The sequence below is a fragment of the Allobosea sp. RAF48 genome (assembly GCF_052114025.1).
In the GTDB taxonomy this organism is placed as follows: Bacteria; Pseudomonadota; Alphaproteobacteria; order Rhizobiales; family Beijerinckiaceae; genus Allobosea.
In genome coordinates, this window is the sequence record NZ_JBFRDZ010000001.1 from 217085 (window position 1) to 231306 (window position 14222).

The 14222-nt window shown below is 66.7% G+C and carries 12 protein-coding genes; 5 read left to right on the forward strand and 7 right to left on the reverse strand.

Going from position 1 to position 14222, the window contains the following annotated elements:
- Positions 1 to 188: 188 nt before the first annotated feature.
- Positions 189 to 1511, forward strand: a complete 1323-nt coding sequence (locus tag AB4Z10_RS01090; protein WP_441468514.1) for an MFS transporter — start codon at positions 189 to 191, stop codon at positions 1509 to 1511.
- Between the two features lie 169 nt (positions 1512 to 1680).
- On the opposite strand, the gene gltX is transcribed toward AB4Z10_RS01090, so the two are convergent.
- The gene (gltX, locus tag AB4Z10_RS01095; protein ID WP_441468515.1) at positions 1681 to 3021 is read right to left on the reverse strand and encodes a glutamate--tRNA ligase; all 1341 of its coding nucleotides are present in this window, start codon (positions 3019 to 3021) and stop codon (positions 1681 to 1683) included.
- 152 nt (positions 3022 to 3173) lie between these two features.
- On the opposite strand from gltX, the gene AB4Z10_RS01100 reads away from it, so the two are divergent.
- Complete coding sequence (locus tag AB4Z10_RS01100; RefSeq protein WP_441468516.1) at positions 3174 to 4043, forward strand: outer membrane protein; 870 nt, start codon at positions 3174 to 3176, stop codon at positions 4041 to 4043.
- Positions 4044 to 4126: 83 nt separating this feature from the next.
- Here the strand turns inward: AB4Z10_RS01100 and AB4Z10_RS01105 are convergent, their stop codons facing one another.
- The 3 genes from AB4Z10_RS01105 to AB4Z10_RS01115 form a co-directional block, all read right to left on the reverse strand.
- Positions 4127 to 5512: a class II 3-deoxy-7-phosphoheptulonate synthase gene (locus AB4Z10_RS01105; protein WP_441468517.1), complete on the reverse strand. Its 1386-nt coding sequence runs from the start codon at positions 5510 to 5512 to the stop codon at positions 4127 to 4129.
- Between the two features lie 248 nt (positions 5513 to 5760).
- Positions 5761 to 7131 carry a glutathione-disulfide reductase gene (gene gor, locus AB4Z10_RS01110; protein ID WP_441468518.1) on the reverse strand — a complete coding sequence of 457 codons (1371 nt, stop codon included), beginning with the start codon at positions 7129 to 7131 and terminating at the stop codon, positions 5761 to 5763.
- Positions 7124 to 8386 carry an O-antigen ligase family protein gene (locus tag AB4Z10_RS01115; protein WP_441468519.1) on the reverse strand — a complete coding sequence of 421 codons (1263 nt, stop codon included), beginning with the start codon at positions 8384 to 8386 and terminating at the stop codon, positions 7124 to 7126. The genes gor and AB4Z10_RS01115 overlap by 8 nt, the downstream gene beginning before the upstream one ends.
- 222 nt (positions 8387 to 8608) lie before the next feature.
- On the opposite strand from AB4Z10_RS01115, the gene AB4Z10_RS01120 reads away from it, so the two are divergent.
- The 3 genes from AB4Z10_RS01120 to AB4Z10_RS01130 all read left to right on the forward strand — a co-directional run bounded on the left by AB4Z10_RS01120 (position 8609) and on the right by AB4Z10_RS01130 (position 11667).
- Positions 8609 to 9574 carry a Bug family tripartite tricarboxylate transporter substrate binding protein gene (locus AB4Z10_RS01120; RefSeq protein ID WP_441468520.1) on the forward strand — a complete coding sequence of 322 codons (966 nt, stop codon included), beginning with the start codon at positions 8609 to 8611 and terminating at the stop codon, positions 9572 to 9574.
- Between the two features lie 99 nt (positions 9575 to 9673).
- Entirely contained in the window at positions 9674 to 10153 is a 480-nt protein-coding gene (locus tag AB4Z10_RS01125) for a tripartite tricarboxylate transporter TctB family protein (RefSeq protein ID WP_441468521.1), read from the forward strand.
- Between the two features lie 14 nt (positions 10154 to 10167).
- Positions 10168 to 11667 (forward strand): tripartite tricarboxylate transporter permease, encoded by a 1500-nt coding sequence (locus tag AB4Z10_RS01130; RefSeq protein ID WP_441468522.1) that lies wholly within the window; start codon positions 10168 to 10170, stop codon positions 11665 to 11667.
- Here the strand turns inward: AB4Z10_RS01130 and AB4Z10_RS01135 are convergent.
- The 3 genes from AB4Z10_RS01135 to rpiA form a co-directional block, all read right to left on the reverse strand.
- Positions 11648 to 12691: an SDR family oxidoreductase gene (locus tag AB4Z10_RS01135; RefSeq protein WP_441468523.1), complete on the reverse strand. Its 1044-nt coding sequence runs from the start codon at positions 12689 to 12691 to the stop codon at positions 11648 to 11650. The two genes, AB4Z10_RS01130 and AB4Z10_RS01135, sit on opposite strands and share 20 nt — an antisense overlap.
- A gap of 194 nt (positions 12692 to 12885) precedes the next feature.
- Positions 12886 to 13383, reverse strand: coding sequence for a DUF2059 domain-containing protein (locus AB4Z10_RS01140; RefSeq protein ID WP_441468524.1), 498 nt, complete (start codon positions 13381 to 13383; stop codon positions 12886 to 12888).
- 116 nt (positions 13384 to 13499) lie between these two features.
- Positions 13500 to 14201, reverse strand: coding sequence for a ribose-5-phosphate isomerase RpiA (gene rpiA, locus AB4Z10_RS01145; RefSeq protein WP_441468525.1), 702 nt, complete (start codon positions 14199 to 14201; stop codon positions 13500 to 13502).
- Positions 14202 to 14222 lie beyond the last annotated feature (21 nt).

The following is a 14222-nucleotide window of genomic DNA, read 5'->3' on the forward strand; positions in this document are numbered from 1 at the left end:
GGCAAAGTTCCATGCATCATGCGCAGATGGGCTGGCGGAAACTCAGCGCGCCGGCCGCTGGACGCATGCCAAAAACCGACGCATAAAGAGGCCGCCCAGCCGCCCTCCGGGAGGCCCGCCAGACCGCCTCCACGGCCTACCAGGCCGCGCGCTCGCCCTCTGACGCTCCCCAGCCTCAGCAGGCCGCCATGTCCGATACGACGACCACCCCGCACCCTCATCCGATCGAACTCGACGACGCCAGGCGGCGCCTCAAGGCGATCTTCATCGGCTCCGTCGGTAACCTCGTCGAGTGGTACGATTTCTACGCCTACACCGCCTTCGCGCTGTATTTCGCGCCACATTTCTTCCCCTCGCACGATCCGGTCGTCCAGCAATTGAACGCCGCGACCCTGTTCGCCGCGGGCTTCATCGTGCGGCCGGTCGGCGGCTGGCTGTTTGGGCATCTGGCGGATCGCTACGGGCGGCGGCTGTCGCTGACGCTGTCGGTGGTGATGATGTGCTTCGGCTCGCTGATCATCGCGCTGACGCCGACCTATGCCACGATCGGCTTCGCGGCCCCTGCCCTGCTGGCGCTGGCGCGCATCATCGAGGGGCTGAGCCTCGGCGGCGAGTATGGCGCGAGCGCCACCTATCTCACCGAGATCGCCGATCCCGAGCATCGCGGCTTCTATTCGAGCTTCCAGTACGTCACGCTGATCGGCGGCCAGCTCACCGCCATCCTGGTGCTGCTGCTGCTCCAGAATGTCTTCCTGACGCATGAGCAGCTCGTCGCCTGGGGTTGGCGCATCCCCTTCGTCATCGGCGCGTTCCTCGCCATCACCGCGATGTTCATGCGGCGGCATATGCAGGAGACCGAAGCCTTTGAGGCGGCCAAAGGCACGATGAAGCGCGAGAGCTCGCTCAAGGGCCTGATGAAGTATCCGCGCGAGGTTGCGATCGTGGTCGGCCTCACCGCCGGCGGAACCGCCGCCTTCTACACCTTCACCACCTATATGCAGACCTTCGTCAGACAGACGGTCGGGCTCTCCGACATCGTGACGACCTATGTCATCGCGGGCTCGCTGATCTTCGCGGCGATCCTGCAGCCGATCTACGGCCTGATCTCGGACAAGATCGGCCGCAAGCCGATGCTGATGTTCTTCGGCCTCGCCGGCACGCTCCTGACCGTGCCGATCCTGACGACGCTCGCCGGCACGAAATCGGCGTGGATGGCTTTCTTGCTGATCTGCGGCGCCTGGATCTTCACCGCCGGCTACACCTCGATCAATGCCGTCGTGAAGGCGGAGCTGTTCCCGACCGCGATCCGCGCCACAGGCGTCGCCGTGCCCTATGCGGTCACGGTCTCGGTCTTCGGCGGCACGGCGCCGGCCATCGCCCTGTTCTTCAAGCAGCAGGGCCATGAGGAGTGGTTCTACTACTACCTCGCCGGCGTCATCTTCCTGTCGTTCCTGGTCTATTCGACCATGCGCGACACCAAGCACGCCTCGGCGATGGAGCGGCACGAGTGAGCAGCGGGCTGCCCGGTCGCCCCACACACCTTCTCCCCTTGCGGGAGAAGGTGGCGGCTCGAAACGCCGACGGATGAGGGGCCACGCCTAGATAGTTCGGCAATCGGTTCGCGACCGGCGCCGCGAGACCGCTCACCCTGGCCCTCTCCCGCAGCGGAGAGGGGATCGTTCAGGCGCTCTCGCCGGCCAGTCGCTTCAGCGCCTTCTCACGCCCGATCAGCGGCAGCAGCGCCGCCAGTTCCGGGCCGTGATCCAGACCCGTCAGCGCCTGCCGCAGCGGCATGAACAGTGCCTTGCCCCTGGCGCCGGTCGCTGCCGAGACGGCCTGCGTCCAGCTCTTCCAGGTCGTGGCGTCGAAGGGCTCCTGCGGCAGCAGATCGGCCGCCGCAGCCGCAAAGGACTGATCCGCGATCACGGGCACGGCCGGTCCCTGAACGACCTGCCACCACAAGGCCGCCTCATCCAGCTTCGCGAGGTTTCCCCGCACCGCCAGCCAGAAGGGCTCGCCTCCGCCGATGCCGAGCGCCGAGAGTCGGCCCGCGACGGCCGCGAACGGAAATTGATGAAGCGTGCGGGCGCTCAGCGCCGCCAGCTCGTGCTCGTCGAACTTGGCCGGCGCCCGCGAGACATGGGCAAGCTCGACCAAGCCCGCGAGTTCGTCGAGGCTGGCAACCGGACGCACTGCATCGGATGTGCCGACCATCGTCGCCAGCGCCGCGACCGCCAGCGCCTCGACGCCGCTGTCGCGCAGGCCGCGCAGGGAAAGATGGCCGAGGCGCTTGGAAAGCCCCTCGCCGCTCGCGGTGGTCAGCAGGTTGTGGTGGCCGAAAGCCGGCAAGCTCGCGCCTAGCGCCTCGAAGATCTGCGCCTGCACCGCCGTATTCGTGACGTGGTCCTCGCCACGGATGACATGGGTCACCCCGGTCTCGATATCGTCGACAACCGACGGCAGGGTATAGAGATAGCTGCCGTCCTCCCGCACCAGCACCGGGTCGGAGAGCGAGGCGCAATCGACATGCGAAGCGCCACGCACGAGATCGTCCCAGTTGACCTCGCGCGGCTCCAGCAGGAACCGCCAGTGCGGCGTGCGCCCCTCCGCCTCGAAGGCCGCCTTTTGCTCGGACGTAAGCTTCAATGCAGCACGATCGTAGATCGGGGGCAGGCCGCGGGCGAGCTGGCGCTTGCGGCGCCGGTCGAGCTCGTCGGCGGTCTCGTAGCAGGCGTAGAGCCGCCCCGCCTGGCGCAGGCGCTCGGCCGCGGCATCATAGATCGCAAGCCGCTCCGATTGCTTGATGACGAGATCGGGCACGATGCCAAGCCAGCCGAGATCCTCGGCAATGGCCTGCGCATATTCCGGCTTCGAGCGGGCGATGTCGGTGTCGTCGTAGCGCAGCAGGAAGCGGCCGCCGTGGCGGCGGGCGAAGAGCCAGTTGAACAGCGCCGGCCGGGCGTTGCCGATATGGAGATAGCCGGTGGGCGACGGCGCGAAGCGAACCAGGGGCGAGGTCATGACGCGGCTTATGGCGCTTTTGCGGGCGCCCGACAATCGCGTCTTTGACGCCGCTTCCGCACCGTTAACCCCACATTAGGGTTACCAAGGCATGAATTGTCTTCGAGCAGGGCGAAACGGGTGGAGCCGGACGGCTGCTCGGGGAGATCAGGATGCGTATCCGTTCCATCGGGCCAGCGCTCGCGGCCACAGCCCTCGCGGCAAGCCTTCTCGCCGTCCCTGCCCTCGCGGCGGATTACCTGCGCGGCTCGCAGGTCATCGAGGCTCCGGAACCGCCGACCATCGACCGTGGCATCAACTGGTCCGGCTTCTACTTCGGTGGCGGCGCCGGCGTCTCCGACACGAAGTTCGAGCCCGGCACCGGGTTGCAGGATCTCGCCCGCTTCGCCTTCCGGAACACGCTACTCGGCGCCGAATACGATATGGGGGCACTGGTCAACAATCTTCCCGAAAAGCGCGACAGCGGCGCGACCTATTTCGGCTTCGTCGGTTACAATTGGGCCTTCGGCGACGTCATTCTCGGCTTGGAGGCGGATTACACCCGCTCCGGGCATAGCTATCAGATCGACGACTTCATCGCTCGCCGCGCTGTCACCTCGAACGGCACCGTCAACGATTACTCTCTGACGACCAACCAAGGCGCCAAGCTCGACGATTACGGCACAGCGCGGCTTCGCATGGGCTGGGCCTTCGGCAACTTCATGCCCTTCGCGACGATCGGCGGCGCGGTCGGGCGCTTCAACACCACCTCCACGGTCGACGCGACTTGGCGCTTCACGCGGACGAATCCGGTCACCGGTGCTCTGGAGAACAATGTCGTCGCGAGCGGCTATCCTCTTACCGTCGGCGCCACCAAGAAGAACGTCTACGGCTTTGGCCTTTCGGTCGGCGGCGGTCTGGACTGGGCGCTGGCGGACAACATCTTCCTGCGTGGCGAATACCAGCTCATCCGCTTCGCGGATGTCGAGGGCACGACGACGACGGTCAACACCGCGCGGGCCGCGGTCGGCGTCAAGTTCTGACGACACCACAAGTCGCAGCAACAAAAAAAGGCCGGGACGAAACGTCCCGGCCTTTTTGTTTGGTCAGCCGATCCGGCCCAGCCTTACTCGGCCGCCTCGACCTCGGGCCGGGTCCGCCCTGCCCGCTCGCGCTTGACGAGCTCGGCGACGAGGAAGGCCAGTTCCAGCGCCTGCTCGGCATTGAGGCGGGGATCGCAGACCGTGTGGTAGCGGTCGTTGAGATCGGCGTCGGTCATGCCGCGCGCGCCGCCGGTGCATTCGGTGACGTTCTTGCCGGTCATCTCCAGATGCAGGCCGCCGGCATGGGTGCCCTCGGCCTGATGGACGGCGAAGAAGTTCTTCACCTCGGTCATGATCAGGTCGAAAGGCCGGGTCTTGTAGCCGCTCGCCGCCTTGACCGTGTTGCCGTGCATCGGATCGCAGGACCAGACAACGTTGCGCCCTTCGCGCTTGGTCGCGCGCACCAGAGCCGGCAGGTTGTCGAAGACCTTGTCGGCACCGAAGCGGGCGATCAGCGTCAGGCGGCCCGGCTGGTTCTGCGGGTCGAGCACCTCGATCAGCCTGAGCAGGCCGTCGACCGTGGTCGAGGGACCGCATTTCAGGCCGATCGGGTTCTTGATGCCGCGGAAGAACTCGACATGGGCATGGTCGAGCTGGCGCGTGCGATCGCCGATCCAGACCATGTGGCCGGAGGTGTCGTACCACTCGCCGGTCGTCGAGTCGGTGCGGGTCATCGCCTGCTCGTAGCCGAGCAGCAACGCCTCGTGGCTGGTGTAGAAATCGGTCGTGCGCATCTCCGGATGGGTCTCCGGGTCGATGCCGATCGCGCGCATGAAGTCGAGCGCCTCGGTGATGCGCTCAGCAACCTCCTGATAGCGATGCGACTGCGGGCTATCCTTGACGAAGCCGAGCATCCAGCGATGCGCGTTGTCGAGATTGGCGTAGCCGCCGGTCGCGAAGGCGCGGATCAGGTTCAGCGTGGCTGCCGACTGGCGGTAGGCCTCGAGCTGGCGGCGCGGATCGGGGATGCGCGCCTCGGCCGTGAAGGCGATGTCATTGACGATGTCGCCCTTGTAGCTGGGAAGCTCGACGCCGCCTTCCTTCTCCGTCGGCGCCGAACGCGGCTTGGCGAACTGGCCGGCGATGCGCCCGACCTTCACCACCGGCGAGCCACCGGCGAAAGTCAGCACCACCGCCATCTGCAGGAACAGCCGGAAGAAATCGCGGATGTTGTCCGCCGAATGCTCGGCGAAGCTCTCGGCGCAGTCGCCGCCCTGCAGGAGGAAGGCCTCACCGGCCGCAACCTTGCCCAACGCCCGTTTGAGCTTGCGCGCCTCGCCTGCAAAAACGAGCGGCGGAAAGCCGGCGAGCTGCTGCTCGACCGCCTTCAAGGCTGCCTGGTCCGGATAATCCGGAATCTGCTGGGCGGGCTTGGCTCTCCAGCTCTCTGGCGTCCACCGCTCGGACATGGGACTACTTGCTCCTGACCTTCGRGATCGCGCGTTGTTAACCTCTTGGTAGCGCGAAGGGGCGGCTATACACCCAAGGCACGAGAATAGCCACCAGTCGGCGACGTCGTCACGGCCGCGGGTTTCGGCATATCAAAACGAGAGCCGGAAAGCCGCCTCATGTCAGCGGGATGCCGCCCTTCGCGGGCGGCTGCACGGCTGCTTCGCAGATCGGGTCTGCCGCGACGGAAGCGGCCCTCCCCGCGACGCTAAACCGCCCGCGGTGTGCGCATCGTCACGAGTTCCTCGGCGGCGCTCGGATGCAACGCGACAGTGCGGTCGAAATCCGCCTTGGTCGCCCCCATCGTCACGGCGATGGCAACGGCCTGGATAATCTCGCCAGCATCATGTCCGAGGATATGGACGCCCAGAACCTTGTCGGTCGCCGCATCGACGACGAGCTTCATATAGGTGCGCTCATGCCGCCCGGAGATGGTCGCCTTCATCGGGCGGAAGCCGGATTCGAAGATGCGCACCTCATGGCCGGCGGCAATCGCCTGGTTCTCCGACAGGCCGACCGTGCCGATCTCAGGCGTGGTGAAGACCGCTGAGGCGACCGTGGCGTGATCCACTGTCCAGGAGCGATTGCCGAAGGTGCTGTCGGCGAAGGCATGCCCTTCCCGGATGGCGACCGGGGTCAGGTTGACGCGGTTGGTGACATCCCCGACCGCATGGATCGACGGAACGGTGCTGGCTGAAGCTGCATCAACGGCGATCTCGCCGAGCGGGCCGAGCTCCACTCCAGCCCGCTCCAGCCCCAGGCCTTTCGTGTTCGGCCGCCGGCCGGTCGCGACCAGAATGACATCGGCGTCGATCGGCGCGCCATGTGCGCAATGGGCGCGACGGGCGCCGTCCGCCAATTCCTCGATGCGCTCGATGGTGCAACCGAGCCGCATGGTGATGCCGGCATGGACCAGCGCATCGCGCAGGCGATTGCGGATGTCTTCGTCGAAGCCGCGCAGGATATTGTCGCCGCGGTGGAGCAGCGTCACGGCAACACCGAGCCGGGCAAAGAGGCTGGCGAATTCGAGCGCGATATAGCCGCCGCCGACGACCAGAAGCCGCTTCGGCAAGGTCGGAAGATGGAAGACCTCGTTGGAGGAGATGCCCAGCTCGCCGCCGGGGATCGGCGGGTCGAAGGCCGGCCAACCACCCGTCGCGACGAGAATATGCCGGGCGGTGACAGTCAGGCCGCTCTTGACCAGCCGAACGCTGTGCGGCCCCTCGATGATGGCGCGCTCCTCACGGATCTCGACCTTCGCGCCGTCAAGGCCCTTGCGATAGAGGCCGGAGAGGCGCGTGACCTCGTTCGCCACGGCGTCGCGCAGCGTCGGCCAGTCGAAGGACGGCTTTGCGGGAAGCGTCCAGCCGAAGCCGGCTGCGTCCTCGAAATCGTCAGTGAAGCGGCTGGCATAGACGAAGAGCTTCTTCGGCACGCAGCCGCGGATGACGCAGGTGCCGCCGATGCGGTCCTCCTCCGCGATCATCACACGGGCGCCGTGGCCGGCCGCGATGCGCGCAGCACGCGTGCCGCCGGAGCCCGCCCCGATGACGAAGAGATCGACGTCGAATTCAGCCATGATCTTCTCCTTGGCGTCCCGGTCCGAACCAGAGGATTCCGGCTCCCAGGAGGGCGATCCACCAGCCCTGCCAGGCCCCGTGCCCGACGACGGAAATTGCGAAAGCGGCGGCGAACATCGCCAGGCGCGGCGCCATCTCCCGCGCCGGCAGCCGGCGCAGTTGCACGAGCAGTAACAAGCCCGCGAGCAGGAGAATGCCCGCTCCGATCACCCCGGTCTCGGCCCATGCCTGCAGCGGCATGTCGTGAGGATGTCCGACTCCCAGCAGCGTCCTGTGCTCCGGCGCCACCTCGGCCGCCACGGGGTGCTGGTCCATGCTGGCCGAGGTCCCGAAGCCGGCGCCTGCGATCGGCCGCACCCGCACGACCTCGCCGAAGCTCTGCCAGATATCGATGCGGGCCTGCCCGGTCATCACGGCGAAGCGGTTCAGGATCATCGAGGGCAGCCAATTGTGAGCGGCGATGCCGAGCACCGGCGCCATCACCATGGCGAGGACGAAGGCCAGGCCGGCAGCCGTCAGCGTCAGGCGCGGCCAACAGGCCGACAACGCCCAGGTGACAACGCACACCGCGACTCCCAGCCGCGCCGACGCACTCTCCGAGCGCAGCGCCAATGCGGCGACGGTCAAACCAAGGATCACCGCCAATATCCGGTCGGACCGGCGTGCGGCCGGCGCATTCCAGAGACCGTGGATCGTCGGAACGGCCAGCGTCAGCGCTGTGATAGCGGGCCGGTTGAAGACGAAGGTCATCACCTTGCCGACACCCAGCGCAGCCCGCTGCGAGAGGCCCGAGGCCAGTTCGACGATCGACAGCAGGCAGGCGAGGATCAGCGCGAATGCGAGCGCGCGCAGCCACGCCGGCCGCGGCCTGAACCGGCCCGAGGCGGCAATCGCAAACGCGAAGGCGATGGGCAGAACAAGCTCCGCCCAGGCGCGCAGGGAGGCGCCCGGCTTGTGGCTCCACGCAATCGAGATCAGCGCCCAGGCAAGGAAGGCGGTCAGGGCCAGTCCCAGCGGTGTCGCGAGCAGGCTCCGCAGGCGCGCGGCGACGCCTCCCGCCTGGCCCGCAGCGACGGCCGCGGCGATGAAGGGAATGACGGCCAAGCCGAGCATGAGCGGGGCGGAGCGATTGGCAAGCCACATCGCCAGCGGCATCAGCACCATAAGCGCCGCGCCGATCACGGTCAGGCGTGACGGAAACCTCCCGGAGCTGGGCGCATGTTCGTGGCGATCGGCGAAACGCATCTGACTCATGAATTGCGCTTACGCGATCGCGGGAAACGTCGCCAGCGCCTTATCCGGAAGCCGGCCAGAGTCGTAGAACTAAAGGAGCAAGAGCCGCAGCGAACGCGGAGAAGTACGCCGATTATTGTCAAGACATTATTCAATCAGGCGCAATTGACGCCCTGCGTGGCAAGGTGTCACAGCCGATACTGCCCAAAAAAGCACGGCGGGGGCCGTAATCGGAGGAAATCCATGCTGACATCTATCTTGAAGCGTACGGCCCTGACCGCGGTGGCTCTCGCCGCTCTCTCGACGGCTGCCTTCGCCCAGCTCGCCGAACTCAAGATCATGGCCCCTGCAGCGCCCGGCGGCGGCTGGGACGGCACCGCGCGCTCGATGCAGCAGGCGCTGACCGCAGCCGGAATCGTCAAGAGCGTGCAGGTCAACAACGTCACCGGCGCCGGCGGCACCATCGGCCTCGCTCAGCTTATCGGCGCGAAGGGCGACGGCCACCAGCTGATGGTCAACGGCTTCGTGATGGTCGGCGCGATCCTGCTCAACAAGTCGCCGGTCAATCTCACGCAGGTGACGCCGATCGCCCGCCTCACCGCCGAAGCCGAGGTCATCGTCGTCCCGACGGAATCCCCGCTCAAGACCGCCAAGGACCTGGCCGAGCGCCTGAAGGCCGATCCGGCCAAGGTGACCTGGGCTGGCGGCTCGGCCGGTGGCACCGACCACATCCTCGCCGCGCTGTTCGCGCAGGCCGTTGGCGCCGACGCCAAGAAGATCAACTACATCCCGTTCTCGGGCGGCGGCGAGGCACTGGCCGCGATGCTCGGCGGGCGCGTCACTGCCGGCGTCTCCGGCTATGGCGAGTTCGAAGGCCAGATCAAGGCCGGCAAGCTGCGCGTGCTCGCCGTCTCCTCGCCCAAGCGCCTCGAGAACGCGCCGGACGCCCCGACGCTGAAGGAGCAGGGCATCAACCTCGAACTGCTGAACTGGCGTTCGGTCGTGGCTCCTCCCGGTCTCTCGGCCGATCAGACCAAGGCGCTGACCGACACCGTCGAGAAGATGGTCAAGTCGAAGGAGTGGCAGGAAATCCTCAAGGCCCGCGGCTGGGATGACGCTTTCCTCGCCGGCGCTGCCTTCGACACCTTCCTGAAGGCCGAGATCGAACGCGTCTCGAAGGTGATGACCGAAGTCGGCCTGGTAAAGTAAGCCGGGCAAAGCCGACAAAAACACGGGGGCCGGGAAACCGGCCCCTTTTCTCACCGCCAGAAGCGCCGCGAAGGCGCCGGCCTGCATAGCGGGAACGCCATGACGAACGAGACTCGGACGCAAGGTGCCAACAAGCCGGCCCTGATCGTGGGTGTGCTGCTGCTGATCGTCGCCTTTTTCGTCGGCTACGACGCGTCGCAGCAGACCATTACCTCCACCTATGGCATCGGGCCGACGGCCATGCCCTATGTCGTGATGGTCGGCCTCGTCATCCTCGGCCTGGCGCATTTCGTCGTCGCCTTCCGCGAAGGCCTGCCCGAGCCGGAGGCGGCCGACAACAAGGCCCTCTTGTGGATCGCCGGCGGCCTCGTCTTCCTGATCGCGTGCATCGGGCTCGGCGGCGGTTTCATCATCGCCATCTCGGTCGTCTTCGCCTGCACCGCGCGCGGCATGGGGCGGCGGGCCCTGCTGGTCGATGCGGCGATCGGCTTCGTCCTCGGCCTGATCATCTTTCTTGTCTTTGCGAAGCTCCTGACGCTGATCCTGCCGTCGGGACCGCTCGAGCAACTCTTCCTCTGAGCCGGGGCTGAACGATGGATACCTTGCTCTCGCTGATCAGCGGCTTCGGCGTCGCCCTCGAGCCCTCCAAGCTGCTGTTCTGCCTCATCGGCGTCTTTCTCGGCACCGCAGTCGGCGTTCTGCCCGGTATCGGCCCGGCGCTGACCGTCGCGCTTCTGCTGCCGGTCACCTTCAAGCTCGACCCTGCCGGCTCGCTGATCATGTTCGCGGGCATCTACTATGGCGGCATGTATGGCGGCTCGACCACTGCGATCCTGCTCAATGCGCCGGGCGAAAGCGCCTCTCTCGCCACCGCGCTCGAAGGCTCGAAGATGGCCAAGGCCGGCCGCGGCGGCCCCGCGCTTGCGACTTCGGCGATCGGCTCCTTCGTCGCCGGCCTGATCGCGACGATCGGGCTCGCCTTCCTCGCGCCCTGGCTCGTCGAGGTCGCGGTCAAGTTCGGTCCCTGGGACTATTTCGCCCTGATGATCGTCGCCTTCGTCACAGTGTCGGCGACCTTCGGCGACTCGCCGCTGCGCGGTCTCACCAGCTTGTTTCTCGGCATTACGCTGGGACTGGTCGGCATCGACAAGCTGACAGGCCAGGCGCGCCTGACCTTCGGCGTGCCGGAGCTGCTCAACGGCGTCGAAGTGACGACGCTCGCGGTCGGCCTCTTCGCCGTGGGCGAGGCCTTCTACGTCGCCTCCAAGCGCTTCCGCGAGCCGGAAGAGATCATCCCTATCAAGGGCTCGCTCTGGATGACGAAGGAGGACTGGAAGCGGTCATGGGCGCCATGGCTGCGCGGCACCGCCTTCGGCTTCCCGATCGGCGCCTTGCCGGCCGGCGGCGCCGAAGTCCCGACCTTCTTGAGCTACTCGACCGAGAAGAAGCTCTGCAAATACCCGGACGAGTTCGGCAAGGGCGCGATCGAGGGCGTCGCCGGGCCGGAGGCAGCCAACAACGCCTCGGCCGCCGGCACGCTGGTGCCGCTACTGACGCTCGGCCTGCCGACCTCGGCGACGGCGGCGATCATGCTCGCCGGCTTCCAGCAATACGGTCTCAATCCCGGCCCGCTGCTCTTCGCCGAGAAGCCGGATCTGGTCTGGGGCCTGATCGCCTCGCTGTTCATCGCCAACGTCATGCTGGTGATCCTGAACCTGCCGCTGATCGGGCTCTGGGTCCGGCTGCTCGCGATACCGCAGCCCTGGCTCTATGCCGGCATCCTCGTCTTCGCGACGATGGGCACGCTCGCGGTCAACGGCTCGGCGGTCGAACTGACCATGCTCTTCGTCTTCGGCTTCCTCGGCTACCTGATGCGCCGCTACGACTACCCGGTCGCGCCGATGGTGGTTGGCCTCATCCTCGGGCCGATGGCGGAGCAGCAGTTGCGCCGTGCCTTGCAGATCAGCCTCGGCGACCCGATGATCCTGTTGGAAAATCCGATCTCGGCGACACTGCTCGGCATCGCCCTCCTCGCTCTGGTAGCGCCATTCGCGATGAAGGGGCTGAACCGCTTCAAGGCCTCGGAGGACTGACGAGGCCGAGCCGCAGCAGGCTCTCGCCGGTCGCGACGAGAGCCTCGGCGGCAGGCCGCGGCTGCCATCCCAGCATGGCCTGCGCCTTGGCGCTGGTCGCGTTCTTGACGCGGCCGAGCTCCGGCGTCGCCGCCTGACGCGCCGTGGCGCTGAAGCGCGCGGCGAGGCGCACCAGCCAGTCCGGCAATACGCGGGTCGAGACGCCGCCCGCGCGCTCGCCGAGCCCGTCCTTCAACGCCTGGGCAATGGCCTGCATCGTCATGAAATCCCCGGCGGTCGCGAGAAAGCGCTCGCCCGCCGCAGCCGGGTCGGTCATGGCGCGCAAGTGCAGGTCGGCCACGTCGCGCACATCGACCACACCGAACATCAGGCGCGGAACCGCCCAGAGCCTTCCTTCCAGCATGGTCTTCACCAGCAGGATCGAGGCGGAAAGATCCGGCCCGAGCAGCGGGCCGAAGACGCCGACCGGATTGACCACGGCGAGTTCGAGCCCCTGCCCTTCCCCGTCGACGAAATCCCACGCGGCAAGCTCGGCCAGTGTCTTCGACTTCGGATAGGCGGCGAGGCCCGGCGCGGCCGGATTGGTCCAGTCGCGCTCGTCATAGGGCCGCTTCAGCGCGCGGCCATAACCTATGGCCGCGAAGGACGAGGTCAGCACAACACGCCTCACTCCCGCGCGGCGAGCCGCGCGGAGAACACGCAACGTACCTTCGCGCGCCGGACGGATCAGCTCATCCTCGTCCCTGGGGGCTGCTGACGCCAGCGGCGATGCGACATGCAGCACATGGGAGCAGCCGGTCATCGCCGCATCCCATCCTTCATCCTGCATCAGATCGGCGGCGGCGATCTGCAGGCGCTCGCCCGCATCGACACCCGCCCCTTTCAAGGCTTCCCTCAGGCGGCCTTCCCGCGCCGAGGAGCGCAGCGTGGCGCGAACATCGAAGCCCGCCGCAAGCAGCTTCAGGATGCAATGCCCGGCGACGAAGCCGGAGCCTCCGGTCACCAAAACGAGGTCGCGGGTCATGATCCGGGCTCCGAAAACTGCAACGGCGAGACCACGCAGATAGGTCGGGCTTCGGGCAAACACCAGCGAGCCAGCGAACCGCCGATGGAGGACATCGGCGGCACCGGCCCGGCTGACTGGCGCGCCATATGAAAACGCCTCCCCTTCCGGCGAAGGGGAGGCGTCGATGGCTGTGCGTTACCAGATCGGCAGCGTCAGAGCGTATGGCCGCGCTTGCGCATTTCTTGCGAGAAGCGATCGAAGAGATAGTTGCTGGTCTGCACGCTCCAGGGCTGCAGAAGCGGAAAGATTTCTTCCATCGCCTTGGCACGCAGGCTGGTATAGCGCTGCCCGACGTCAGACTTGAAGAAGCCGGCGACCGCCTTCAGATCAGATTCCGTCATCTTGCTGGCGAATACCGCAGCAGAAGTCTTGATCATCTCCTCGGAGCGCTTGTCAGCCTCGGCCTTCAGCTCGCCAAGAACGGCGTCCGTGTCTTTCGCCATTTCCGGCCGGGTCGCCACGAAGCCCTTCGCGCTCTCTTCGAATTCGCGATAGATGTTGTTGATGTTCTGCGTGACGCCGGTCAGCTCCATGACCTCGCGCGCCGCCTGGAGATGGCTCGGCGTCAATGTCGGCACCTGGGCAAAGGCAGGAGCGGCGCCCAGCAGCGCGAGGCCGAGGGCCAGGCTGGCGAGAATATGGCGGATCATGCGGTCAAAACCCCTTCATCGTTGACGAGCCGCCGATCAGCCCGGCAGCGTCGCCGGCCCTGCCGAGCCGACCGTTGTTTCGCGCGTTCCTTAGCGTGGATCGCGCAGGAATGGAATCATTCGATCTTGCCGAGCAGCTTGAGCCCGTCGGCACCGGCGAGGATCGCTCCCGACGCCAGACCGATGAACAGGCCGTGCTCCACGACCCCTGGCACCATGTTCAGAGCCTGAGCCAATAATTCCGGCCGCTCTATGGCGCCCAGATGAGCGTCGAGGATAAAATGGCCGCCATCGGTGACGAGCGTAGAGCCGTCGGCCCGCTGGCGCAGCGAGATCTTGCCGGCGGAGCCGGAAGCGGCGATGGCCTCAGCCACCGCGCGGCGCGTCGCCTCCAACCCGAAAGGCACGACCTCGATCGGCAGCGGGAAGCGGCCGAGCTTCTGCACCAGCTTGCCGTCATCGGCGATGACGATCATTCGGGCGGAAGCGGCGGCGACGATCTTCTCGCGCAGCAGCGCCGCGCCGCCGCCCTTGATCAGGCGCATCTGCGGATCGAGCTCGTCAGCGCCATCGACCGTCAGGTCGAGCTCGGGCGTCTCGTCGAGAGTCGACATCGGAATGCCCAAGAAGACGGCCTGCGCCTGCGTTGCCTCGGAGGTGGCGACACAGATCACCTCGAAGCCGGACGCGACCTTCTTACCGAGCAGATCGACGAAGTGCTTCGCGGTGGAACCGGTTCCGAGACCGAGCCGCATGCCCGGCCGCACGAGTTCGAGGGCGCGGGCGGCAGCCTGCTTTTTCAGATCATCGGCGTTCATAGGACTTGCCCGGATGGAGTT